20 protein-coding genes are annotated in these 25,272 nt (G+C 63.1%); 3 read left to right on the top strand and 17 right to left on the bottom strand.

Annotation, left to right across the window (positions count from 1 at the left end):
* Positions 1 to 166: 166 nt before the first annotated feature.
* Both ACR1XV_RS20665 and ACR1XV_RS20660 read right to left on the bottom strand, forming a co-directional pair.
* Positions 167 to 514, bottom strand: a complete 348-nt coding sequence (locus ACR1XV_RS20665; RefSeq protein ID WP_480534833.1) for an NIPSNAP family protein — start codon at positions 512 to 514, stop codon at positions 167 to 169.
* A 25-nt stretch (positions 515 to 539) separates the two neighbouring features.
* Positions 540 to 758, bottom strand: coding sequence for an MbtH family protein (locus ACR1XV_RS20660; protein WP_480534831.1), 219 nt, complete (start codon positions 756 to 758; stop codon positions 540 to 542).
* Between the two features lie 288 nt (positions 759 to 1,046).
* Between ACR1XV_RS20660 and nuoF the strand changes: the two genes are divergently transcribed.
* On the top strand, positions 1,047 to 2,330 hold the full coding sequence (gene nuoF, locus ACR1XV_RS20655) for an NADH-quinone oxidoreductase subunit NuoF (RefSeq protein WP_480534829.1): 1,284 nt from the start codon (positions 1,047 to 1,049) through the stop codon (positions 2,328 to 2,330).
* Positions 2,331 to 2,379: 49 nt separating this feature from the next.
* Here the strand turns inward: nuoF and ACR1XV_RS20650 are convergent, their stop codons facing one another.
* On the bottom strand, positions 2,380 to 5,475 hold the full coding sequence (locus ACR1XV_RS20650) for an amino acid adenylation domain-containing protein (protein WP_480534827.1): 3,096 nt from the start codon (positions 5,473 to 5,475) through the stop codon (positions 2,380 to 2,382).
* Positions 5,476 to 5,815: 340 nt separating this feature from the next.
* On the opposite strand from ACR1XV_RS20650, the gene ACR1XV_RS20645 reads away from it, so the two are divergent.
* The gene (locus ACR1XV_RS20645) at positions 5,816 to 6,829 is read left to right on the top strand and encodes a hypothetical protein (RefSeq protein ID WP_480534825.1); all 1,014 of its coding nucleotides are present in this window, start codon (positions 5,816 to 5,818) and stop codon (positions 6,827 to 6,829) included.
* Between the two features lie 143 nt (positions 6,830 to 6,972).
* Complete coding sequence (locus ACR1XV_RS20640) at positions 6,973 to 7,833, top strand: acetamidase/formamidase family protein (protein WP_480534823.1); 861 nt, start codon at positions 6,973 to 6,975, stop codon at positions 7,831 to 7,833.
* Positions 7,834 to 7,886: 53 nt separating this feature from the next.
* Here ACR1XV_RS20640 and asnB read toward each other — a convergent pair whose 3' ends face one another.
* The 14 genes from asnB to ACR1XV_RS20570 all read right to left on the bottom strand — a co-directional run.
* Positions 7,887 to 9,815, bottom strand: coding sequence for an asparagine synthase (glutamine-hydrolyzing) (gene asnB, locus ACR1XV_RS20635; protein WP_480534822.1), 1,929 nt, complete (start codon positions 9,813 to 9,815; stop codon positions 7,887 to 7,889).
* Between the two features lie 13 nt (positions 9,816 to 9,828).
* Positions 9,829 to 10,461 carry a pyridoxamine 5'-phosphate oxidase family protein gene (locus tag ACR1XV_RS20630; protein ID WP_480534821.1) on the bottom strand — a complete coding sequence of 211 codons (633 nt, stop codon included), beginning with the start codon at positions 10,459 to 10,461 and terminating at the stop codon, positions 9,829 to 9,831.
* Positions 10,451 to 12,304, bottom strand: coding sequence for a flavin-containing monooxygenase (locus tag ACR1XV_RS20625; protein ID WP_480534819.1), 1,854 nt, complete (start codon positions 12,302 to 12,304; stop codon positions 10,451 to 10,453). Before ACR1XV_RS20625 ends, ACR1XV_RS20630 begins: the two co-directional genes overlap by 11 nt.
* A gap of 48 nt (positions 12,305 to 12,352) precedes the next feature.
* A complete protein-coding gene (locus ACR1XV_RS20620; protein ID WP_480534855.1) occupies positions 12,353 to 14,203 on the bottom strand; it encodes an ABC transporter ATP-binding protein in 1,851 nt (616 codons plus the stop codon).
* Positions 14,197 to 14,823, bottom strand: coding sequence for an RNA 2',3'-cyclic phosphodiesterase (gene thpR, locus ACR1XV_RS20615; RefSeq protein ID WP_480534818.1), 627 nt, complete (start codon positions 14,821 to 14,823; stop codon positions 14,197 to 14,199). The genes ACR1XV_RS20620 and thpR overlap by 7 nt, the downstream gene beginning before the upstream one ends.
* Positions 14,824 to 14,826: 3 nt before the next feature.
* Complete coding sequence (locus ACR1XV_RS20610; protein ID WP_480534816.1) at positions 14,827 to 15,582, bottom strand: class I SAM-dependent methyltransferase; 756 nt, start codon at positions 15,580 to 15,582, stop codon at positions 14,827 to 14,829.
* A 299-nt stretch (positions 15,583 to 15,881) separates the two neighbouring features.
* Complete coding sequence (locus tag ACR1XV_RS20605; RefSeq protein ID WP_480534814.1) at positions 15,882 to 16,487, bottom strand: class I SAM-dependent DNA methyltransferase; 606 nt, start codon at positions 16,485 to 16,487, stop codon at positions 15,882 to 15,884.
* A 28-nt stretch (positions 16,488 to 16,515) separates the two neighbouring features.
* On the bottom strand, positions 16,516 to 17,277 hold the full coding sequence (locus ACR1XV_RS20600; protein WP_480534812.1) for a tyrosine-protein phosphatase: 762 nt from the start codon (positions 17,275 to 17,277) through the stop codon (positions 16,516 to 16,518).
* A gap of 45 nt (positions 17,278 to 17,322) precedes the next feature.
* Complete coding sequence (locus tag ACR1XV_RS20595) at positions 17,323 to 18,135, bottom strand: nucleotidyltransferase domain-containing protein (RefSeq protein ID WP_480534810.1); 813 nt, start codon at positions 18,133 to 18,135, stop codon at positions 17,323 to 17,325.
* 85 nt (positions 18,136 to 18,220) lie between these two features.
* On the bottom strand, positions 18,221 to 20,074 hold the full coding sequence (locus ACR1XV_RS20590; protein ID WP_480534808.1) for a non-ribosomal peptide synthetase: 1,854 nt from the start codon (positions 20,072 to 20,074) through the stop codon (positions 18,221 to 18,223).
* Positions 20,071 to 21,627, bottom strand: a complete 1,557-nt coding sequence (locus ACR1XV_RS20585; RefSeq protein ID WP_480534806.1) for an Orn/Lys/Arg family decarboxylase — start codon at positions 21,625 to 21,627, stop codon at positions 20,071 to 20,073. The genes ACR1XV_RS20590 and ACR1XV_RS20585 overlap by 4 nt, the downstream gene beginning before the upstream one ends.
* A gap of 67 nt (positions 21,628 to 21,694) precedes the next feature.
* A complete protein-coding gene (locus ACR1XV_RS20580) occupies positions 21,695 to 22,477 on the bottom strand; it encodes an SDR family NAD(P)-dependent oxidoreductase (RefSeq protein WP_480534804.1) in 783 nt (260 codons plus the stop codon).
* Entirely contained in the window at positions 22,478 to 23,869 is a 1,392-nt protein-coding gene (locus ACR1XV_RS20575) for a nitroreductase family protein (RefSeq protein WP_480534802.1), read from the bottom strand.
* 9 nt (positions 23,870 to 23,878) lie between these two features.
* A partial coding sequence (locus ACR1XV_RS20570; protein ID WP_480534800.1) for a non-ribosomal peptide synthetase occupies positions 23,879 to 25,272 on the bottom strand: 1,394 nt, incomplete at its 5' end.

Genomic DNA, 25,272 nt, shown 5'->3' with positions numbered 1-25,272 from the left:
AAGTCAACAGACCCGTTGAAGCGTGGCGGAAACCTGCCTGTGACTTGATTTTGAATGGAAATTCAGAGGCCAGCCGGGTGCTTGGCTGCGTTCTTCCGCCTAACAGTGCATCACCTCAAAGTTGCGATCACCGATTCCGGCAGTTCGGTTGGCAGTTGCGCGGCCGTCAGACGTTGTCGAAATCCGGCACCGCCCGGCCAAGCAACGCATATTCGTTCGGCAGAGCCTTCAGAATTCGGATATGGATGGCTTCGATATAGGCATGGGCCGATGTCACGTAGCGATGCCAGGCCTCGCATTGCTCGAGCGCGTCGCGGCAGTCTTCCCTGTGGCCGTAATCCTTGTAGGCCCACATGTGGACGAAACACGACGTCTGCCCGAGATCGACGAAGAAAAAGCCGAGCGGCGCTGGCAGAAAGCGGGTTTGCACCGGGAGCCCGGCTGCCAGATAATTCGCCCAGAACGCCGACTTGTTCCGTGGCGCGAGGCTGTATTGCCGCTCTTCGACGATCATGGTTGGCCCCGGGCCTGGTCCCCGGTCAGGCCGTGGACGCTTCGTAATGGTCGCGAAGGCTCTTGGGGCGCATATCGGTCCAGTGCGTCTCGATATAGTCCATGCAGGCCTCCCGATTGTCGGGGCCGAAGACCGTGTTCCACCCCCCGGGAACCTCGCATCGCACCGGCCAGAGGGAGTATTGCTCCTCGTGATTGACTAGCACGCAGAACTCACCAGCCTCGTCGTCAAATGGGTTCGCCATCGAAACCCTCCTGTCTGATGTCATGCAGCCTCCAGTTTAGAAGCGGTCGATGTGCATGCAAGTTTAAAATGAATTTTGACATTTTAATTCTCCTTTTACGGGGCTTTCGGCGAGTACTCGCCGCCACTCCATGCGCCGCGGATGGCCCCGGCGACCATCCCGCACCGCCCTGTGGCAGGCCGCCTCTGCGGGGCGAATCGCCTTGCTTCGAGGGGTGTTCTGGTCTAGTAGACCAAAGAATTTGGACCGTTTTTCAAGCGGTCCCGCGGCCTTGAGAAAGGAAATAACTTGCTCAAAGACTCTGACCGGATTTTCACCAATCTTTACGGCATGCACGATCGGTCGCTGAAAGGAGCGCAAAGCCGTGGGCATTGGGATGGCACCGACAAGATCTTGCAGAACGGGCGTGAATGGATCATCCAGACGATGAAGGATTCCGGCCTGCGCGGTCGTGGCGGCGCGGGGTTCCCGACCGGTCTGAAATGGTCGTTCATGCCCAAGGAAAGCGACGGACGCCCGGCCTATTTGGTGGTTAACGCGGACGAATCCGAACCAGGTACCTGCAAGGACCGTGAGATCATGCGCCACGATCCGCACACGCTAATCGAGGGCTGCCTGATAGCGTCTTTCGCGATCGGCGCGCATGCTTGCTATATCTACATCCGCGGCGAATACATCCGCGAGAGAGAATCGCTGCAAAACGCCATCGACGAGGCATATACCGCCGGCAAATTGGGTCGCAATGCCGCGGGCAGCGGCTGGGATTTCGACCTCTACTTGCACCACGGCGCGGGCGCCTATATCTGCGGCGAAGAGACCGCGTTGCTGGAAAGCCTCGAAGGCAAGAAGGGCATGCCCCGGATGCGACCGCCGTTCCCGGCGGGTGCGGGTCTTTACGGCTGCCCGACTACTGTGAACAACGTGGAATCAATCGCAGTCGTGCCGACGATCCTGCGGCGCGGCCCCGAATGGTTCGCCTCATTTGGACGTCCGAACAATGTCGGGACCAAGGTGTTCGGCATCTCGGGCCACGTGAACAACCCTTGCGTTGTCGAGGAATCGATGTCGATTCCCTTCGAAGAACTGATCGAGAAACATTGCGGCGGTATTCGGGGGGGGTGGGACAACCTTCTAGCGGTGATCCCCGGCGGGTCCTCGACCCCCTTGGTGCGTGGCGAGCACATGCGCGACGCCCTGATGGATTTCGACTATCTCAAGGGCGAGCTCAAGTCCGGCTTCGGCACCGCCGCCGTGATCGTCATGGACAAGCAGACCGACATCGTAAAGGCGATCTGGCGGCTTTCCAAGTTCTACAAGCACGAAAGCTGCGGTCAGTGTACGCCCTGCCGCGAGGGCACCGGCTGGATGATGCGCGTGATGGAGCGTCTGGTGCGCGGTGAGGCCGAACTGGAAGAGATCGACATGCTGATCGACGTTACCAAGCAGGTCGAAGGCCACACCATCTGCGGTTTAGGCGATGCCGCCGCCTGGCCGATCCAGGCACTAGTCCGCAACTTCCGCGATGAGATCGAGGACCGGATCAAAGGCCGCAAGCGTTACGCCGTCGCCTGATCTCTAACCATCGAAAGCATTTGCTGGCCGCGCTGTACATACGCGGCGCTTACTGATTCTCTAGCGCTCTGGTCCCGTGCCGGAATGCTGCCCGTGGCGCCTGCAGGGCGACCTTGAGGCGCTGGACGTAATCATCAGACAACCGGTTTGCGTCTTCCTCGGTAAACAGGCGGGACGAAAACTCCCACAGAATGCGGGCATGATTTTCTGGCCGCGTTTTCACGGGCGGGATAACGATAACGTTAATGTCGAATTTCGCAGTTTGGTTCTGCTCTTCGTGCAGCCGCCCCTGCGCGGTACCAAAGTCGAAATCCGGAACCGCCGAGTCGTGGAACCCAAAGCCGTACTGAAAGATTGGGTTGCGGCCCTGAGTTTTCGCGACCCGCATCTCCTTGACGATCATCACCAACGGCACGTCCTGATAGCGCATAGCGTCCATCTGCGCGGCATGGATACGCGGCACCATCTCGGCCAGACTGTCGGCACCCTTGAGGTTGGCGCGCACGGGGATCGTGTTAACGATCATGCCGATCAACGGTTCGATTTCACGCTCGGTCCGGGCGCTTGCGGCCGCGCCGACGCAGAAATCATCTGCTCCGGCGTGATCGCCGATGAAACTGGCAAAAACCGTCAGCAGCACCGCATAGTCTGACACCCGAAGTTCGCGGGCGCGCTTGCGCACCAACGCCACCACGTCCTCAGGCAAAATCTGGCGGATGTTGTGGCCGCCAAGCTCGGTATTTTCGGTCTGGCGTTCCGACATCCGCACATCAAGTGCCGCACCATCAAGCGACGCCGCGATGTTTTTCAATGCGGTCTTGCCGGAGCCGCCTTCGAGCCGGTCCCGCTGCCACGCGACGAAGTTCTGATATTGCGCAGTCAATTCCGGCAGCTCGCACTCTCGGCCCTCCAGATCGGCCACATAGATTTCCTGGATTTCATGCCAAAGCCGACCGACGGACCAGCCGTCATGCACAACGTGATGTTCGATCTGGATCAGCGACCATTCGGTATTGGACCGCTTGACCGCGATCACCTTGAGCATGGGCAAGGCTTCGACGTCGAACACGGTGTCGAGCGTTTCGTCCAGCATATCCTGGAAAATACTGTCCTGCTCTTTCCGAGGCAGGTCTGACAGATCGTGGCAGGGAATTTCAAAATCGTAGGGCGGATGAATTTCCGAACAATAGCCCTCGTCGGTCAGGTGGATCGTGCTGCGTAGCATTTCATGTCGGGCAATGACCGCGGAAATCGCGCGTTCCAGCCTGGGGATGTGCAGATCGCCGACGAATTCCAGCGTCGCCTGGAAGTTATAGGCGCGGCTGGAGCGGAAAAAGGAGGTCAGGAAACAGACCTGCTCTTGGTTGTACGAGGCTCGCGCACTCGGCGGGTAGTCGGACACCCTGCGGAATGCAGTACTGCGGCGCGTGCCGTCGGTCACCAGCGGGCGCAATTGCGCTACCGACGGGTTCTCGAACAGCTCACGCAGGGTCAGCTCTACCCCGAATTCCTCGCGGAGCCGGGCGACCATCTGGGCAAGCACCAGCGACTGTGCACCGTGGTCGAAAAAGTTGCTGTATTCCCCCAGACCCGGCTGACTCATAACCGATGCGACCATCGCAACGAGAGGGTCCGACGCGCCCCCGCCCACGGTCTGGGTGTCGCCAATGCACAGCGCCCCGCGATCCACCTTGCCATTGGCGGTCAGCGGTAATGCATCCCGGGTTTCGATGTAGGAGGGGATCATATAGTCGGGCAGCCGCGTCCGCAGAAATTGCCGCAAGACCGCAAGGTCGATATCGCCGTTGTGCGCGACGACGAAGGCCGCCAGAGCCCGGTCTTCGGCATTCGCGCCAGGGGTCACAGTCCGCGCGACAGCTTCCGACACACCGTCATGTTCCAGTAAGGCGGCCTCGACTTCGCTCAGCTCGATCCGGTAGCCACCGACCTTGACCTGCGTGTCACGGCGGCCAAGAAACTCGATCTCTCCGTTGGGCAGAATCCGCCCGTTGTCGCCGCTGCGGTAGAGCCGTCCGAACTGCTCTGACGACACGAAACTTGCCTTGGTCTTGTCTGCATCGCCCCAATAACCGCGCGCCAGACCACGCCCACCAAAGCAGAGTTCCCCAACGTCCCCATCGGCGCAAGGCTGCATGTCCTCATTCAGGATGTGCACCGTCTGATCTGACAGCGGCCGACCGTAGGGGATGCTTGTCCATTCCGGTGAAACCTCTTCGATGTCGTGGAAGGTGGACCAGATCGACACTTCGGTCATACCGCCGAGCGAGACCAGGCAATCCGGCGAAAAGGCAGTGCGGATACGATCCGGCAGGTTCAGCGGAATCCAGTCACCGCTCAGCATTACCAGCCGAATTTCAGCCCCCTCGATCCGCTCGGGCATACGGCCAAGGTATCCTACCATCATCCCCATAAGCGCAGGAACCGAATTCCACAGGGTCACTCGGTGCTCGCGGAGCAGCCGCAGCCATTCTGCGGGCTCTCTGGCCAGTTTCGGTTCCGGTATGACCAGTGCGCCGCCGACGGCCAGAAGCCCGAAGATGTCGTAGACCGATAAATCGAAGGTCAGTGCCGAAAGCGTCAGGGTGCGGTCGGAGGCGGTGACCGACCAGCGACGGTTGATGTCCTGAATCGTGTTCCATGCCGCCCCGTGCGAAACCGCGACACCCTTGGGTATGCCCGTCGTGCCCGAGGTAAAGATGATATAGGCCAAGTCGTTGTCTGAGCGTGTCTCTTCATCGACCGGTCCGGACGCAGGTAAAGTCCCCGGCGTGATCCACGCGGCATCTGGCGCCCAGACTGCCTTGTCCGTGTCGTCAAGTATGACGGCGACTGGGTCGCATTGCTGAACGATCTTAGCCAGGCGCAGGGCGGGTTGGCATGGATCGACCGGCACATAAACCGCACCGACCAGCAAGACACCGATAACAGCCGCGATCTGATCTGGACCTTGATCAAGTGCGACGATAACCCGGTCATCGCGCCGGACATCCGTCGCCCTCAGCGCTGCCGCGAATTGGCCTGCCCGGGCCGTCAGGTCGCCATAAGTTACTTTGATGTCGTTGTAATAGATGGCGGGAGTACTCGGAGTTTCAGTCGCTCGTTCGAGAAAAGCTCTGTGGATCAAGGTTTGCCTCCATGAACTATTAGCCTGACTCTGGCCAATCAAGAATGCAACCTCAGGTAATGTACGTAAAGTGCAATTCCCGAAAAAAGACTATTCCCCTCGCTCGTTGGCAGAAATCAGCCGACGGCCAGGGACCGCTCTCGCCTAAGCCAAAGCCGCCTGCGCGCGACGGCGGTTTCCCACTCTTGCGGGATCTCTGAGTAGAGTCGTAGACTACACACACAACCCGGGCGAGATGCGCCCCTCTGCTCCGCGAGTTCTGCCCGTGACGCCATTCGGATCCTTTCTCACGTCTTTCGCGCTCAATGATATCGTCGCGAAACATCTCGCGATCCGCGCGGTGGCTCATGACACGAACGCTGCCGATTGGCTGCAAGCGCTGCCTTGGCCAGAGGAACTCGAAAAGCGCGCGCGCTTGGCTGACATCGCCGCATATGTGCTGCACGGGTATTGGCGGTATGGCCGGACGCAGGACATCGCGGCGGCCTTGGATCAGCTCGAAACGGCCGGGCTGGCGCTGGACAATGAACTGCGCAGCTCGGCGGATATACCACTGGCCGAGGCCATAGGGGCGACGATCGCGATGCTGCGGTTCCTGCATGGGGGCTACGCCGAAGCGCTGCGCCCGAATTTCCTGGCGGGCTACGTGATGGGCTCTTTGGGATACGGCGCGTTTTTTTCGACCAGCCGGTCCTCGGACATCGACCTGTTTCTGGTCGCCCCCGACGGGCCGATCGACCTGTCGGCGCTATGCGGCGGGCAAGAGATGGAGGAGGGCGGCGACACGCCCGACCGCCTGGCCTATTTCGCCGACGCTGCGGCGGCTGCCGAAGGTGGTATCCTCAACTACAAGCTCCAGCCATCGGGTTTTCCGTTCGAGGTGTCGCTGAATCTGGTCACCTTGCCATCGCTCCGGCATATATGCACGCTCGACCCAACCAAAAGCAGCGTGCTCTACTGGCATGAAGCTTTCGGTGATGCCCCGCTTTTGGCGCGGGATTTCGTCGGCCGCGATCAGTTCCTGCCGTTTTCCGAAGACGTCTCGAGCTACGGAAATCGGCTGAGGGTACCGAATTTCACCCCCATCGCCGAAGCCGGCGCATCCGGCCTGGGTGTTCTCTGCCCGCTCGCCACCATGCCAATGCCCTGTTTCGATGCGCTTTTTTCTGACCCAGCCGTGGATCGTACCCTGAGCGCCTTTCTGTTGGATGTCGAACGACTCCGGACGGATTTCGCCGCTGAAGGGCTGGTTCCCGATTATGGCAACCTGCACATCCGCCAGGGCCGCTTTTCGCCATGGCTGCGGCGCAAGACGACAGGGCTCTTTCCGTTTCTGCTGTCGCCCATGATCTGACGACAGTATCGGGCACCGGTTATCCGGGCGCCTAAACGGCATCAATCCGCCAACAAGATACAACCTTAGGATTAATATCGCCACAACATACTACTTATGGTATATACCATGGGACGTCACCCAACCAGATGGAGAGGATTGCCATGAACGTCATCGAAAGTTTCAAAGTCTGCACAAGCTACAGCGCCGACAATGAGCCGCTGTTCAAGGCAAAGCTGGGCGAGCCGTTTGCCGTTGAAACCCAGGACCGCGTCTCGCAATGCGACAGCCCCGTCCCGATGGAAGTGCTGACGACCATGACCGGCCCCATCGAGATCGAAGGGGTCAGCACGGGCGATTCGATCAAGGTCGAGATTGTCGATATCCAGCTTCCCTCGACCGATGCCTGGGTGGTCGTCACAGATAGCGGCCCGCTGAAAGGGCAGGTCAGCCCCTTCGTGCGCAAACACATGCAGATCACGCCCGACGGAATCGCCTTTCGCGACGACATCACCCTGCCGGTGTGCCCCATGATCAGCCGGATCGGCGTTGCCCCGGAATCGGGGAGTGTGAAGAGCAACCACAACGGCAGGTTCGGCGGCGCCATGGGCAATTCGATGGTGACCAAGGGAGCCTGCGTCTATCTTCCCGTGTTCCACGAAGGCGCCTTGCTGACCCTGGCCGACGGCCACGCCCTGCATGGGCTTGGCGAGGTCGCATCGTCGGCGGTCGAATGCGCAGTGAACGTCATTCTGCGCGTGACCAAGGAAGAGCGGATCAAGGTCAGCCAGCCCATCGTGACGAACGACGACTCGGTCTGCTGCATGGGCTTTGGCGACACGATGGAAGAGGCGGTGAACATGGCCGTACAAGGCACAAGCGATCTGATGATGCAGACCTGCGACGTCACCGCAGACGAAACCGCGATGCTGATCAGCAGCCTCGGCGCGGTCAAATTCGGCCTCGCCGGGCATGCGCCCTATTCGGTGATGGTCGAGATGCCGCAGTCGTTCCTCGAGATTTGAGGCAAGGGCGCGGCGTTTCTCCCGGCACAGCGCCTGAAATGCCGTGACCGTGGTCACGGCATTTCGATGCGCGCGCGCCAGCGGCGCACCCACTGCGCATAGATCAGCACAGGCCAAAGCTGCCAGTGACAATCCGCCTGCCCCGACACATGCTGACCCCACAAGTTCCTGACCTCGGCGGCCTTCACATAGGGAAGGCCGGACAGGCTGTCGTTTGACAGAAGGTCCTCGACCCAGTCGCGCAGACAGGTCCGCAGCCAGCTATCCACGGGAAAGCCGAACCCCATCTTGGGCGCGTCCAGCAACGTCCGGGGGACATATCGGTATGCCAGTTCTTTCTCGAGCACACGAAGCCCGCCTCGGCCGAACCGGTTTCGCATCGGCAGGCCAAAGGCGAAATCCACCATGCGTTCGTTCAGGAACGGAATGCGCACCTCGAGCCCGACGCTCATGCTGGCGCGGTCGACCTTGGTCAAGATGCCGTCGCCCATGTAATGCCGCATGTCGGCGATCTGCATGGAATCGAGCCGCGACAGCCCCCCGCCCTCGATCCAGTAGTGGGCGGGGGAAACCGATTCGGCCCCTTCGGTATCGCGGTGCAGGCTGTCCGGCGCGTTGCGCATGATCCTGCGGTAATAATCGGGAAACGATTGCGGCGGGGGGCCGTAGGTGGTGAATTCCGGCAGACGGCGGGCGATGTCCCTGAGATGCTGCGGCAAGACCGACCTGATACGGCCCAGACGCCCCGCGCCGCATAACGCGGCGAGCCCGTCAAACACCGGTTCCGTCAAACGCCGGTGCAAGGCCCAGATGCTCTGGCTCCATTGATACCGGTCGTACCCGGCGAAAAGCTCGTCCCCGCCATCGCCCGACAGGCAGACCGTCACTTCGCCCCGGGCGAGACGGCTGACCGCCAGCGTCGGCAGCTGCGAGAAATCCGCAAAGGGCTCGTCGTAGAACTCGGGGATCGCCTCGACCAGATCGCGGGCCATCGCCCCGGTCAGGGTCAGCGCCTCGTGTTTGGTCCCGATGTGCTCAGCAATGGCCCGTGCCCTGTCGCTCTCGTCCCAGGAGGTCTCAGAAAACCCGATGGAGAACGTCCGCAGTGGTGCGGACAGCTTCTGCGATGCCACCGCCGAAATGAGCGAGGAATCGATGCCCCCGGACAGAAAGCAACCGGTCGGCACGTCGCAATCGAGGTATTCCTCGATGACCCCGTGCAAAAGCGCATCGCATTCTTCCAAGAGCGCAGCGTCCGACAACCCGGTTAGCGCACCGTTGCGCGCCTTGCGCTCCTCTTCCAGCGACCAATAGGCCGAAACCTCGGGCGCCTGACCACGCCGCATGACCAAAAGCTCTCCCGGGGCCAGTTGCCGGATGCCCTGGAACACCGTGTCGGGCGAGGGCACATAATCGAAGTCGAGCATATGTCCGATGGCCGCAGGGTTCAGCGCCTTCGGACGGTCGTCATAGGCGAAAAGCGCCTTCAGCTCGGAACCGAAGGACAGCGTGCTCTTGTGAAACCGCCAGTAACAGGGCTTGATGCCGAAACGGTCACGGCACAGGTAAAACGTCTTGGCCGCATCGTCCCAGACCGCAAAGGCGAACATTCCCTCGATCTTCGCAAGTGTGCGGTGGACGCCCCAATGGGCGAAGGACTCGATCAGAACCTCGGTGTCTGATTGGGTCGACAGGCTGTGCCCGGCTGCGGTCAGCACGGCCCGCAAGGCGCGGAAGTTGTAGATTTCGCCGTTGAAACTGATGACAAAGCGCCCGGTGGCGTCGGTCATGGGCTGCGCCGCGCGATCGTCCAGATCGACTACCGACAGGCGGCGATGCCCCAGCGCCGCACATCCGTTGCCCGAGACCCAGACGCCGCCCCCGTCAGGCCCGCGATGCGCAAGCGTGGCAGTCATGCGCCCGACGGCGTGTTCCAGCCCGCGCTGCGGCGTGGCGGCGATGACGCCCGCTATTCCGCACATGCCTCACTCCGGGTCATGAAGCATCCGCCTTGCCGCCGCGGTCCCGCGCCACGGCCTCGAAATGAGGGTCGGTTTCGGGCAGATGAGGGGCGATTTCGTCCAGAGTCTTCCACTTTGGTACGCAAAACGCATCGTCCGCCGGATCGTATGTCTGGTGATCGGAACCGTCGAAGTGCGGGCGATACCGGTTACAATTGGGAAAGCTGGTGACCCGGATCCGCACGGCGGCGCAGGCGCCTCGATGCGCCAACAGTGCCCCCTGATCATAGCGCACCTCGGCCCGCCCGCCGATCCGCAGCCGGTTGCCGCCATTCTCGAAATCGACGAACAGCAGACCGCAATGCGGGTTACGCGCAAGGTTCCCCAAGGTGCGGTACATCGAATTACCGTTGTATTCGGGATACTCGATCGTATCGGGGGCGACGTGGCGCACGAAACCGCGCTGCCCGCATTTCATGCTGCAATCCACATGGCTGTCCCAGCTTGTCGCGATGAAGAAGACGCGCGAGGCGCACACCAGCTCCGCCTGTTCGGCGCTCAGCCCCTCGGCGACGAAATGCCGTTCGATGGCATCGGCGACGGCCCGTCCGCCGAGCCGGTCCTGCACTTCGCGCATGCCGCTGTGAAAGAACGGATCACGCGTCATGGTGGCTGCTTTCCTCGGACGCGGCGTCTACGTCGTTCCGGCCCGCGCCGCGGCGGAACGTCAGCCCCTCGAACCGCCCGTCGCCGCGCCACCGTGCGGTGTAGCGGAAATATTCCGCCGGGCCGTCGGGATAGCCGACATTCCAGCCGACCGCCGGATCGCTGAGATCGCCATCGTTGTTGAAGATCCCCGGTGTACAATCGGCCATCGCCAGACGGCGCGTTCCTTGCCGCAACCGGGCCAGCCAGCGGTCCTGCGCATCGGCGTCGACCTCGATCTCCGCCGCGCCGGTCGTATGGCTGTGGCGCACCACCGCCGCGATCGTCTCAGCGGCGTCGACCGAGTTATGCGTGATGTTCGACAGGAGATTCGCCCCCTGCGCCGGCTGCATGACGAAGAGATTGGGAAAGCCGTGCACGAACACGCCCTGAAAGCTCTGGATCCCATCGGCCCAAGCCTCGCGCAGGGTGGTTTGCCGTCCGCGGATAGTCAGCGCGTCCTGGACCGGGCCGCCCACGGTGTTCCGGAAACCGGTCGCGAAGACGATGCAATCCAGCGTAAAGTCGCGCCCGGCGGCGGTGACACCGGTGCGGGTCAGCCGGGTGACGCCCTTGCCGTCGGTGTCGATCAGATGCGTGTTCGGCCGGTTGAAGGCCTCAAGATAGTCGTCGTGGAAACAGGGGCGTTTGCAGAATTGCGGATACCAAGCCTGCAACGCCCGTGCGGTCGCGGGGTCTTGCACGATCTGCGCCACGCGGTCGCGCAGTTCGGCCATGTTGTCAATGTCGGCCAGTTCCTGCACCCGGTCCACCACCTCCTCGGTTCGGTCCTGGGCCGGCACCGCATCCAGACGGCTGCGGATTCGGGCGGCGATCTGGGTCCAGTTGTCGTCGACGATGTCTTCGACGTCGATCAGCGGGTTGCGGAACTGGATGTAGTTGACCATCAGCGCGCGCTGCCAGCCCGGATGCCGCGCCCAGGCGCGCCAATGCTCGGGCGCGGCCTGGTTACCCCGGGCGTTCACGGCCGAGGGCGTGCGCTGAACCACGAAAAGGCCGCGCGCCGCGCGGGCCAGATGAGGGATGCTCTGGATGGCGCTGGGGCCGCTTCCGATCACGCCGACACGCCGGGTCCTGAGACGCTCCATCGGCGCACCCGTGGGATCCCCGCCGGTATAGTCGTAATCCCATTCCGAGGTGTGGAACATATGCCCTTCGAAGGAGTCGATCCCGGCCAGCCTGGGGATCTTCGGCGTCTGGAACTGCCCCAGCCCAAGGGTAACGAACCGTGATTGGAACCGGTCGCCCCGGTCGGTTTCGACCAGCCAGACCGATTGATCGGGCAACCACGTCAGCGCGGTGACCTCGGTCCTCAGCAGCACGTTCCGGTCCAGCCTGAAATGCCGGGCCACACGCCGGCAATGGGCGCGGATTTCGATGCCCGAGGCGTATTTCCGTGTCGGCAGATAGCCGGTCTCCTCCAGCAGCGGCATATAGACGATGGCGGCGGTGTCGCATTCCGCGCCGGGGTAGGTGTTGCGATGCCAGACACCGCCGAAATCCGGGGATTTCTCGACGATCCGGACCGGCCCACACTGGGTCTCGGTCAGCCTGGCGGCAGCCACCAAGCCCGACAGGCCGCCGCCGATGACGGTCGCGGTCACGACGTCCGACACCGGCGCGCGCGCGGCCGGAGCGGCCCTGTGCCGCCGCATCCGGGGCGGCAGGTCGGTGTAGGTCTCGCTCCCGGCGGGCCGTTGCCGCTTGAGCCGCTCGATCCGATATCTTTCCCTGATTTCGGCGACGTCGTCCTCGGGAATACCTGCGGAATCATGCCGGGTCACTTTATACTCCTACCTGTGAGCCGGGGGCCGTTCTGGCATAAGGCCAAGTCACACCGCCTGCCCCTGCAGGACCCCTGGCCCCTGCATATCGTCGCGCTGCCGGGACCAGTAGCGCGCATAGACCCCGCCCTTTTTAAGCAATTCCGAATGCGTGCCCTGCTCGACAATCCTGCCGGCGGACAGGACGATGATCCGGTCCATGCGCATGATCGTCGACAACCGGTGGGCGACGACGATCACGGTCCGGTCCGCAAGCAGGCGGTCGATCGCGGATTGAACCGTCGCCTCGGTCTGCGAATCCAGCGCGCTCGTCGCCTCGTCCAGCAGAACGACCGGGGCATCCGTCAGCAGGGCGCGGGCGATGGAAATTCGTTGCCGCTGCCCGCCCGACAGCGTCGCGCCCCGTTCGCCGAGGATCGCGTCATAGCCTTCCCGGCCGAACCCGTCCTCCAGCTGCAGGATGAAATCATGGGCGTCGGCCTCGCGCGCGGCATAGATCATGTCCTCTTCGGTCGCGTCGAGCTGGCCGTAGAGGATGTTCTCGCGCACCGAGCGGCTGAAGATCGCCGAATCCTGAAGCACCCCGCAGATATTCCGGCGCAGGCTTTCCTGCGTCATGTCGCGGATATCCATATCCCCGACCATGATCCGGCCCGAAACCGGATCGACCATGCGCAATAGCAAGGCCAGCAAAGTCGACTTGCCCGCGCCCGATGGGCCGATGATCCCGATTCTTTCGCCCGGCCGGATGGTCAGGTTGATGTCGCGCACCCCCTGCCCGGCCCCACCGGAATAGCCGAACGAGACGTTCTCGAACCGTATCCGCGGGCGCGGGTCGCGCAGCGGCGCCGCCTCTTGCGCGTCGCGCAGTGCGTGCGGCTGGGTCAAAAGCGCGATGCCGTCCTCGATCTCGCCCAGCGACGCATGAAGGCCCATCAGAGTGTGGCTGATATAGCCGGTCATCTGCGCGACACGGATCGCAACCGCGCCCGCCGCGGCGATGTCGCCCTCGCTCGCGCGGCCGTCCGACCACAGCAGGACGCTGGCGCCGATTAGCAGGACGGGCAGACTGCCGGCGAGGACGGTCAGAAGGAACCGGAACCAGGTGGCGGTCTTGCCCCAATCGATGGCGGTCTCGCGGTAAGAGGTCGCGACGCGGCCCGCGCGCTCGACCTCATGACGGCCCCGCGCGAAAAGGGTCACCGTCTTCATGTTCGACAAAGTGTCGACAATGGCCCCGGTCAGCGCGGAATGCGCATTGGCCCGCCGCGCGGATTTCTTGCGCAGATGCGGCATGTACCACCAGATCAGCGCCAGATAGGCGGCCAGCCAGACGGTCAGCAGAATCGCGATGTCCCAGCTGACCGTCACCAGAAAGACCGCAGCCCCCAAAAAGGACACGAGCGCGTAGAACACCAGATAGATCGTCTCGGACGCCACGCTTGCGAGGGCGCGCGAGGTTTGTAGCTGCTTTTGCGTGATCCGGCCGGTCATTTCGGAATCAAAGAACCCGACCGATTGGCCCATGGTCCAGTGATGCAGGCGCAACAGCACCATCAACAGCACGTTGGGCGCGATCACGATGAGATTCACCGCCGAGGACGCGCCCAGCACCAGCGGGCGCAGCAGTATGAAAAAGAGAAATACGCCGATCGCGAACAGCATATGTGTTTCGAAAAAGTGATCCGGGTCGGTGGCGATGGCAAGGTCGATCACATACCCCAGCAGCAGCGCGTTCGCGACCTCCAGGAAACCGGCCAGCGTCCAGATCAGGGCCGACAGCCCCAAGGCGCCATAGGCCCCTTTCAGCGACCAGCCGAAGAAGGCCAGCAGCCCCCGCGGCGGCGGGGTCTGCGCCGGGATCAACGGGTCGATCAGGTCTACCGCGCGGTTCAAGATGTCTCCCCGGCCCGCAGTTCCGTGCCAGGAGCGGAGGAAAGATCGACTAGATCCGGCGCGGCGGACACAGCCCCGGCCCGCTGAAGCGAAAACCAAGCCAGCCGTTCGTATCCGCCCGTTGCGGGCAGCTTGCACGATGTGTAAAGGCCGAAACCGAATACCCTGGCTGCGGGCAGGTCGAGGGCACGGTGATCCTGTTCCCACCGCGTCACGCTGGGGTGCATCCCGGGCCGGAAGCCAAGAGAGATATGCGGCCTCCAGGGTCGGGTCGGCGGCAGGGACCCCATGTCGAGCGCGATCCGGTCCAGCGCATTGTGCAGGTTCTGCATTTGCGGCACCGGTTCGACCCCCGCCCAGAGCGCAACCGCGCCGTCCAGCAGATCGAAATGCCCGACCCCCGACACTTTCATGTCGAAGGCTGGGGCCTTTACACTGGCCAGACGCGCAATCAGGCCGGCGTGATCCTCGATCACACGCAGATACCGCATGGTCACGTGCAGGGCAGCCCGAGGCACCCAATGCGGGTCGGCCACATGCCTCTGAAGCCGCAGCAGATCGTCGGCCAAAGACGCACGAACCTCCAGCGCCAGAAACAGCGCGGATGACGCTGCGACAGTCATGGCTCAGACGGCGCGCAGGACGGCGAACTGATGCACGCGGTCACGCAGAATGGGATCGTCGGGGTTGGGCAGTTTGCGGAGCTCGGCCAGTGCGGGGTCGATGATGTCGCGGCGCTGCGCGTCCGAGGCCTTGACTAGCGTCGACATGCCGCCGCGCTCGATATGTAGGATCACCTCGGACACCGACGTCTGGTAGGTGTGGGACAGATTGACCACGGTCTCGAGAACAAAGTCGGCCTCCGTGCAGAGCTTTTCCAGCTCTTCAGGCGAATCGCGCGTCAGCTGCGGGCCAGAAAGCTGCAGCTGCATGTCCGCAACGATCTTCCCCGCCGGGTCCTTGGGCGGGGACACCTGGGCGTTCGCGGCCGAACAATTGATGAAGCAGCCGCCGTCGCTCAGCACCCGGCGCACCTCGGCCAGCGAGGTGGAAATGTCGTCGGCAAGGTGCAGCGCCCAGACCGAATAGATGCAGCCGAAGAAATCGTCAAGGAACGGCAGTTTGTTCATGTCCGACCAGACCAACGCCACCACGCGGTCGACGGCGAATTTCAGCATCTCGCTCGACACGTCGAGCCCGATGACATCGTAGCCCTTGTTTTGCAGCGCCCCGGCTACCACGCCGGTCCCGACGCCCATCTCGAGCACCCGCCGGTTCTTGTCGATGAAAGGTTCGATCGCCTCCGCGAACTGCACGCCACGGGTCTCGCCGCCTCTGTTTTCGTCGTACTGAAAGGCGATCTTGTCAAAAATTGCGTTCATCTGGTCCCTCCGCAACGTGGGTCTCGGGCAGGATTTTCGGTCAGTCGCTAGGGCGTACCGCCACTGGCGAAACGTGCTGTGCCTTACAATCGCAGATTCTATCCTTGCGCGAGTAATTTGTTATTGCAACCCGCTAAGGTGGTTTTAAGCGATAAACCGCCAGTCTAGAATTTAATATAAGAAATTGAATTTATTATACTTTTTAAACACGCATAGAGGCGCGCCCAAGCCCGGGAACGCCTATGGAACAAACCGCGTTTCACCTGCGCTACACACGCGCCGAACTGAGTGGCCCCGGTCTAACCCGCCATCGGCTTCACCCCGAAAATCATGATCCAGTAGATGATCTCGTCATCCAGGCCCGTGCCCTCACCCTCGTGCTTGGACACGACCTCGAATCCCGACCGAATCAGATAGTCCACCAGTTCGGACTCCTGATAAAACGTGTAGAGCCGCCCGAGCCCATCGCGCCGTTCGCCGGTGCCCTTTTTCATGCAGAGATAGAACACCCCCCCGGGTCTGAGCGCGTCGAAAATGCTGTTCAAGTGCTGTGGAAAGGCCTGGCGCGCGGCGTGCAACAGACTGAAATGCGCCCAGACACCATCAAGATCCGAGAGTTCCAACAGATCGTCGAAACTTGCCTTGCGGGCGTCGACCCCATGGGTGTCGCGGGCGCAGTCAACCATGCCTTGAGAGGCATCCACCGCATCGACCCACAAGCCGTGGTCCTGCATGATCGCCGCCTCGGCGCCGACGCCGCAGCCAAGGTCGAGCACTCGGCCGTTTTCCGGCAAGAGCGAGATGAAATGCGCCAGCGCCGGATGCGCCTTGTGCTGGCCTTTCAGCGCTAGATAGGCCGTCCGATTGGCGTCGTCGTCATAGGCGGTGATCGTCGGCTCATCCATCGCGTGCTGCCCTCAATCCCTTCGGGTGTCAGTGCAGAAGCCGCGTTTCGATCCGGGACATCATCCCGGGATCGACCTGCAGCACCTCTGCCAGATAGCGGTCAACCGTCCCGAATTCGCGCTTTAGACCGGTGAACATCAGATCTATGTGTTCAGGATGCACGCGCATGGCATAGTCCAGCGCGTCGTCGGGAACGTCATGGCCGCTGGTCCGCTCCAGCCAGGCCTTCAGCCGCGGCTTGCCGCGGGCGATCCGGGCGGGATCGTTGGTCTTGGTGAACTCGCTCAGGATATCGTCGCGGTGGACCCCGACGGCGTGCTGGGTCAGCGCGCAGAGCATCCCGGTCCGGTCCTTACCGGCGGCGCAATGGGTCAGGATCGCCGCGTCCGAATCGGCCAGCACCTTGAAGAACCGCGCAAAAAGATCGACGTAGCGCAGATTGGTCGCGCCGGTTTCATAGAACGCCCGCGCCTCGCGGTCGAACCAAGACCGGTCGACGTGATCCAGTTCCTTCAGCGCGACGGCCCAGTCCAGCCGCTCTTCGGGGATGTCCGAGGTGATCACCTCATAGCGCACCCCCTCGGGGCGCCGCGACTGCGCGCGCTCTCGCTCGAGCGGGCGGCGCAGGTCGACGATCACGCCGATGTTCAGCGCCTTGAGATGTTCCAGATCCTCGTCCGTGGCGTGGGAATGATCGCTGGAGCGATAGACCACGCCGATGCGGACCGCGCGGCCGTCGCGCCCGGCCACACCGCCTAGGTCGCGGAAGTTTTCGATGTTTTCAAACATGTCTCACCCCTTGGATCCCGAAAGAATGCAAAGCCTGATCCTGCATCAGGCCGTCAGCGCGGCCTGCGCCGGAGAGGTCCCGAGCGCCCGTTCCAGATGCGCCCATGTGGCCGCCTCGAAATCACCCGGCCAGTCGACGCCGTGACGCTCTGCCGCCCGGCGCGCGCGGGGCAGGAAGGCTTCGGCATAGGCCAGATACCCCTTTATGATCGCCCCGCGCTCGGGCATGAGCGGCGGCAAGGCCTGCAACAGCGCGTTCTGTTCGGGCGTGATCAGACGGTTCAGATTCAGTGCCCCGCCCCGATTGGCGACATCGGTTTCCGCGATCAGAAGCTCGATCAGCATCCGGCGCAGATGCGACAGGCCCGTCACCGCGTTGACCATCTCGTTCCGCCCCACCGCCAGCGGCAGCAGACCCATGATGCGGATGAACTCCTGGATGTCGTAGAACAGCCGCGCCGGGTTGACCTGCGGGCCCGGCAGCGTCTCGGGCAAGGTGGCGGTCACGCCGTCCTTGTCGAACAGGGGCTTCAACCCATCGCGCGCATGGCCCACAAGCTGCGACGCGTCGCGCGCCACCACGTCGATGCGCAGCCAATCCTCGGTGATCGCATTGAGCAGCATGCCCTTGACCTGCCGGTCCCACCACAACACGACCGGGCCGACCTGCTCGACGGCCTCGCGCCAGAGGGCACTGAACGGCTCGGCCTGGTCAGGCGCGACGACGGCGAGAAAATCCAGATCGCTGTAATCGTCCTGCAGCCCCGATCCATAGCTGCCGGCTAGGAAGAGGGCCCGCACCATGTCGGAATTTTGGGTGGTGTCGGAAATTCGGGCGATTGCGTCTTGCGGTGTCATGCGGCCTCCTGGTCTTGCACAGCTATAGATGTCTTGCGGCGCGCCTGGCCCACGGGACCGGGCGCCGGTAGGGTTTCGAACGATGTCATGCGGTGGCGCCTTTCCTGACAAGGGCGGGCCGCGTACTGATCTCGGCTTTTTGCAGCCAGGCGTCGATCATCGAGATTTTCGGATGTTCGAACACGGTGCGAACGTCGATATCCTTGTTCGTCGCAGCGCGGATTTTCCCTACAAGCCGCGTCGCCGACAGCGAATCGCCACCCAGGGCAAAGAAATCGTCCTCAGGGCCGACGCCGTCGACCCCGAGAACCTCCGAGAAAATGCCCGCCAGAAGTTCCTGATGCGGCGACGCGGCGGAGGTATCGGACTGCGTCTCGTAGACCGGGGCGGGCAAGGCGGCGCGGTCGAGTTTGCCGTTCACCGTCAAGGGCAGCGCGTCAAGCGCGACGATGGCCGCCGGAACCATGTAATCCGGCAGGCTTTCCGAAAGCCCGGCCCGCATTTGACCGAGCGCAGCCGCATCGCAATCGGGCGCCACCACATAGGCCACCAGCCGTTTGTCGCCCGGGCGATCCTCTCGCGATACGACGGCACAATGGGTGACGCCGGACATGGCCAGCAAGGCCGCTTCGATCTCGGCGGGTTCGATGCGAAAGCCGCGGATTTTTACCTGCTGATCGGCGCGACCCAGAAATTCGAGCACGCCATCGGGCCGCGATCTGACCAGATCGCCGGTGCGGTACATCCGCGACCCCGCCGGCCCGTCGGGGCAGGCAACAAAGCGCTCAGCGGTCAGCGCCTGCGCCCCGAGGTAGCCGCGCGCCAGCCCCTCGCCCGCCACATAAAGTTCTCCGGCTTCGCCGCAGACTACCTCGCGCAGCGTTCCGTCCAAGACATACGCACGAGCATGGCCAATCGGCGAGCCGATAGGGATGGCCTCACTCACATTCACTTTTTTTGGAATTTCGTAGCATGTTGAAAACACTGTGCATTCTGTCGGCCCATAGCCGTTAGTAATTTTGATCCCTGGCGCCGCTTTCTGTAAGCGGTTTACCGCATGCGGAGACACTATATCTCCCCCGACTATTAGGTCGCGCACCGGCCGAAAGGCCGCGGGATTGTATTCAGCAAATACCGAAAAGAGCCCAGCTGACAGCCAAATATGATCCACTCGGTGCTCTTTGCAAACAGCGTGCAGATCTTCAGGCGTCGACAGATCATTTTCTTGAATGACAACAGTGCCGCCGCCCAAGAGGGTGCTCCAGATCTCGTAGGTCGATACATCAAAAACATGTGGTGCGGTTAGGAGAATTCGGCGCCCTTTTTTCCATTGACTGTCTAGGGCGAACTTGATGACATTGTCTTGAGTAATGGCTACTGCTTTAGGTCTGCCGGTCGAACCGGACGTGAACATCACATAGGCTAGGGAATGCCCGTCCGCCCTCGCGAAGCTAGCACGGTTTGGCTCGTTACCTCCAGCCAGGCTGTCGGGATGAAAGACCGCGCATCCGTCGGGGGCAATTCCTTCGGCACGGTCGACTTGATCTGAGATCACAGCCCGCGGTCCGATCTGCGAAAGCATATCGGTCAACCGGATGTCCGGGCTGGTGTTATGCAGCGGCACATAGAAGCCTTCGGCCTTGACGACAGCGAGGATGGCAACGATCAGCTCGGGCCGCCGAGGCAGCAGCAAACCGACGCCGCATTCCGGCCCAACGCCCTTGCCCAGAAGGATCCGGGCAAGCTGGGTCGATTTCCTGTTCAGTTCGGCATAGCTCATCTCGGTGTTGCCGAAAACCAGCGCAGTCGCTTCGGGTGTTCTGTCGGCCTGCGCGGCGAACAAATCCGCAAGCGTTCCCTTGGGCAGGGTGGCCTGCATCTCGCCTTGGTCTTGGGGGGTGTCGGACTGGCTCACAATGTTCTCCTGCTGTTTACTCATGACGTTTCATCCGTGACGGTAAAGCCAAACTCGTTCAAAGCGCCCATCACGCCGGTCAGGCGCGCGCCCTGCGCCTCGAGCGCGACGATGTAGTCGACGATGTCCCTTGAAAAGCATTCGCCGGGGTGGATCAGCGGCCGCCCTGGCGGATAGGCCGACACCGGCGCGGCGGCGATGCAGCCCGCGGCATGTTCCGGCAGAACCTGGCGCGTCGGCCGCATCACGGCGGCCTGCATCCCCTGCCAGTCGCCCGCGACCGGCGACGGGGCGACGCGCTCGGGCGGGCTGGCTCGCGGCGACAGACGTGCCAAGGCCTCTTGCAGCGCTGCGACGATGCTGGGCCAGGTGCCGATGTGATCGGGACCGAAGAGGAACAGGATCTTGTCGCCGATCACCATTTCAATGTCGATGGCGTGACGCCCGGCCAACTCGTCGGCCACCTGCCGGCCATTGCGCCCGGTCCCCGCGACGTCGACCAGTACATGGCCCGGATCCCCTGCTATCCCCGCGCCCAAATCGCGCCCGGCAACCACCCTGACCCCGCCGATCCCCGCCAGCCGCGCGCCGAACTTTCGGCTTTCCGCCACCAGCCGCGCGGCGCATGTCCGCCCCTGCGGCGAGGCCCAGTATTCCAGGCTGTGCTCCAGCACGAGAGAGCTCAGAAAGTTCGGCGAGGTGGACACCAGTCCCAGATCGCAGAACCGTTCGAACGCGCGGCATAGCGGCGCGTCGTTGAAGGTCACAAAGCTGGACCCGGACAGACCCGCCCCTTTCTTGTGCGCGGACACCACGCTGGCCGCCGCATGGGGCGCCATGGGTTGCGGGAACCCCGCGCCGGACAAAAGCCCCTCGAACGCGCCCCAGGCGGAATCCACTATTAGCCGGGTGCCGGTCGCCGCGAACAGCGCCGCGATGTCGCCGGGCGCGTCGCACGAGAACCCCTCATAGGTCGGCGACGTGAAAAAGACCGCGTCCAGATCGCCATGCGCTTCGAGAAGGCCGCGCAGGCTGGCGGCATTGAGAGGCAGCGGGATGTCGCAGACCGGCGAGGTGTCGCGCTCGATCCAGACGATCTCGGCATCGACCAGGGCAAGCCCGGCCACAAGGCTCTTGTGGCAGCTCCGGTCGACGGCCAGTTTCAGGCGCCCCGGCTTCAGAGTGTTGAGCGCCAGCAGCAGCGTAACATTGGCAAGGCTCGAGCCGTGCGGCGCGTGCCTTACGGATACCGCCCCAAAGGCGTCGGCCAGCCTGCGGGCCAAAGCGCCGAGCGGCCCGTTCCCCCGGCCCAGAGCATCGTCCAGCGCTGGGTTCGAGACGGATTGATCCAGCCGGTTCAGCAGGCCCGCGAGCGTCCGGAAATTCACCTCGGCACCGGGTCGCGGGGCACAGGGATGGGCGGTAACGCCATCCGCGAAATCCGCCGGCATCCGAAGCGGTGTGCAGCACCTCGTCCTTGCCAGCCCTGCGCGGAATACTTGGTTCAGGGTCTGCCCCCCGGCCAGACCCGTGACATCGTCGCCCGCGCCGCCGTTCAGTCTAGGGGTTTGATACATTCGAGCCATGTCCATGCCTTGCTACGCGCATCCACGTTTACCGGAACCGAAGGTCGGTCCGGATCCCTCAGGTCAGCGACCGCCCTCCATCAACATTCAGGATCGTCCCGGTGATCCATCCCGCCTTGGGCGAGGTCAGAAAATCCACCGCCGAGGCCACATCCATCGCCATCCCCAGCCGCCCCAGCGGATGCAGGCGGAGCATGTCCTCCAGCCAGGCGTCATAGGCCGCGTCGGTGGTTAGAAGCTCGGCGGATCTCTGCAGGTTGGTGGGCACCACGCTCGGGTTCACGCTGTTGACCCGGATGCCGAACGCCGCAAGGTCCTTGGCCATACCCCTCGTTGCCATGTCCAGCGCCGCCTTGGACACTGAATAGGAAAACGACACGCAGGGGCGCTGCGAGCAGACCGAAGAGATATTGACGATCGAGGTCTGCGGTCGCCGTTTTAGCAGGCCAAGGAAATCCCGGCTGCAATCGACCGCGGCAAAGAGGTTGGTTTCCATGACCCGCCGCCAGTCGGCTTCGGCCTCCTGCGCGAAGCCGTCGCCGGTTATGGTGCCGCAGCTGTTGATCAGCACATCCACCCCGTCGGTCACCTGCGCCACGCCGTCGCGCAGATCGCGACGGCCTGCGGCCGAGGTCAGATCGCATTTGAAGAGGTGCAGCGCATCGAAGTCCGACAGCGCATCGCGGGCCCGCGCAAGGCTGGCCTCGGTGCGCCCGGCGCAATACACCGTGCAGCCCTGCGCCAGAAAGACCCTGGCGCATTCCAGGCCCAACCCCGAGGTCCCGCCGCAGATCACGATCTGCCGGCGTGCGCCAAGGCCGTCGGGAGCCTGCGGCGGCATCTACTGCACACCCTTTGCTGAACCGGTCCGTTCCCCGTGCGAGAACGCTATCGCCCCCCGGTCGGCCTTTTCCTCGCCGGAATTCTCTCCTCCAAGCGCCGCGAGATAGAGCACAGGCTCGCGCGCAGACAGTTTCATGAGCCGTTGCGCATCGCTTTCCGAATAGCCGCCGATCGCGCAGACCCCGAGCCCCTCCCGCGCCGCCTTGAGGTATATCTGCTGGGCGAGGTATCCGGCATTGACCACCGAACGCCGGAACGCGTCCGGGTCCTCGAAGAACCCGGTCCGGTGTTCCGGCACGTAGATAGCCAAGGCCGCGCCGGCATCGCCGAGAAAGCTCTGGCCCATGCAGGTGTCGACGATGTCCCAGGTGCTGTAGCTGCGCGTCGGCACGACCGCGCCATCCGACAGGGACACGTGGAACAGGTCCGCGGTGTATTCCGTCCGGCGCAGGGCCAGCCGCAACTCCAGCCCGTCGAAGCCGTTGAGCGGCTCGAGGCCGCGCAGGATCGCGCGGACGCGGTCCAGCTCGATTGCGCGGCCGGAAAAGCACTCTGCGGATTTGCGTCTGAAAATATCGCGCCAGTTCACCAGCAATTCCGCCGTGGGCCGGACGCCCCCCGCACCGCCCGAAAACATATTACGTGCCACCCAGTCGGGCGACCCGAACTCGGTGCCCTTGCCGATGCTCCAGACCGGGCTTGCCGGATCGCCCGCGCGGGCCGGCCTGATCTTCCAGGGAAATCCGTCGCTCGTTGCCAGGGCGGTGATGGGCAGATGCGCAACCGGGATGCTGTCGGCAAGCGCCTGGACCATCTGGCAGGGCACATCCTCGAGCACCCAGGACCGCCGCGTTTCCGAATTGAGAAAGACTTGGAGGTTGCAAAACGCGTGCGCCGTATCCAGCATTGCATAAAGGATGCCCCTGCGGCCGTATTTGCGCATCGACCGCTCCACATCCGCCGCAAAGAGAAAGATCATGCGCGCCTCTTCGGGCAGGCCGACCCGTCCGGCCAGTTCGGCCTGCGGGATGGTGACGGACAGCCGGTCGGTAGCGCCCGTCGCCGCGACGTAGCGGTAGAGGAAAAACACGCCCTCCTCCTCCTGCAGTTCGAGGGTATAGATCACCGTCGGATAGAGCGCCCCGGCCGATGGCGATGCCCGCCCCACGTGGTCGCCAAGCCCGGGTTTCGACACCAAACCGCACGAGAGGTTCAGGACCTTTTCGAGCGTCGTCGCCGATCTCTCCCGCGAGATCTGGCCGCGGGCGATGCGTTCGGACCGGGTCAGCTGCATGGCCGACCAGAGCTTGTGCAGCTGCGTCTGTGGCCCCTGGCTGGTCAATTCCTCTGAATGCGGCGCTTTCGTCATGTGTTTTGCGTCCATCTTCATCGCCTTTCCTCAATTACTGACCAACTGCGGGCGCGACACCCGTTTGGCGGTTTTCAATTCCTCGGCCAGACCGGACACCGTGGGCACCGTGAAAAACTGCCTGACGGTGATGCTCCTTGCCGTGACCTGCTCGATCCGGTTGATGGCTTTGATCGCCAACAGCGAATGCCCCCCGAGTTGGAAAAAGTCGTCGTCCATGTCGACGTGATCGAGACCGAGAATATCGCGGAACACCCTGGCCAGCCGGTGTTCGTCCTCGGTGGCCGGTCGTCTCTTGGGGGCGGGCGGATCGTCCGGCACGGGCAGCCTCGCGGTGTCGAGCTTGCCGTTCGGAGACAGCGGGATCGCGTCGATCTCGCAAATCTGGCTGGGGAGCATGAAGCTTGGAAGCCGCCGGCGCAGAAAGCTGCGCAGCGCGTCGGGCGTGATCTGCGCACCTTCCTCAAGCAGGTAATACGCGATCAGGATGACGTCGCCGTTCCGGTTCTTGCGCGTCGCGGCAATCGCCCGGCGGATGCCCGAATGCTCTTGCAGGATGCCTTCCAGCTCGCCCAGTTCTACCCTGACGCCGTTGATCTTGATCTGGCGGTCCGCGCGGCCCAGTACGGTCAGGACGCCCCGCGCGTCGAAATACCCCGTGTCGCCCGTGCGATAGAGCCGCCCGCCATCACCCTCCACCGGGTTGGCGACAAAGCGCTCGGCGCTCAGCGCTGGCTTGCCGAGATATCCGCGCGACAGCCCTGCCCCGGCCGAATAGACTTCGCCCACGGTGCCGGGCGGCACGGGCCGCAGCGCGTCATCCAAAACATAGACCCGAACGTTCTGCATCGGCTTACCCGCGGGGACGAGAGGCCCCTCGGGCAGGTGCTCGGCGTCTGTTGTATGGGCGGTCGAGTTGTGCGTTTCGCAGGCACCGTAGTGATTGTGAACGCGCCCGATCCGCCCGGACGCCATCATGTCGCGCACCGGTTTGGTCAGCTTCAACGGCTCGCCGCCCTGGAAGATATCGCCAAGCACGACGGTCTCGGCCCCAGGCTCCGCCATGCTCTCTGCCAGAAGATTGATCAGCGACGTCGGCAGGAAAATGTTCCGCACCCGCTGTTCGGCAAGCCATCGCCTCGCCTCGCTCGTCCCGACTTGGGCGGTCTCGGGCGGGATCGTCAGCGTCGCGCCGCAGGCCAGCGAAAACAGGATCTCCTGGATGGACACATCAAAGCTGATGTTGGTCGTCTGTCCGACGCGGCTGGCATTTTGCGGGTAATCGTTCGCCTGCCAGTCGGCCAGGTTTGCCAGGCACAGCTGCGTGCCCAGCACCCCCTTTGGCGTTCCGGTCGAGCCTGATGTGTAGATCATATAGGCGGGGGACTGGGGGTGGAGGGGGTGTTGGCGGTCGGTGTCGGTGG

The organism is Ruegeria sp. AD2(2025) (assembly GCF_056542385.1).
Note: the sequence above shows the minus strand (reverse complement) of the source record. Positions and strands in the feature narration are given on the sequence as shown.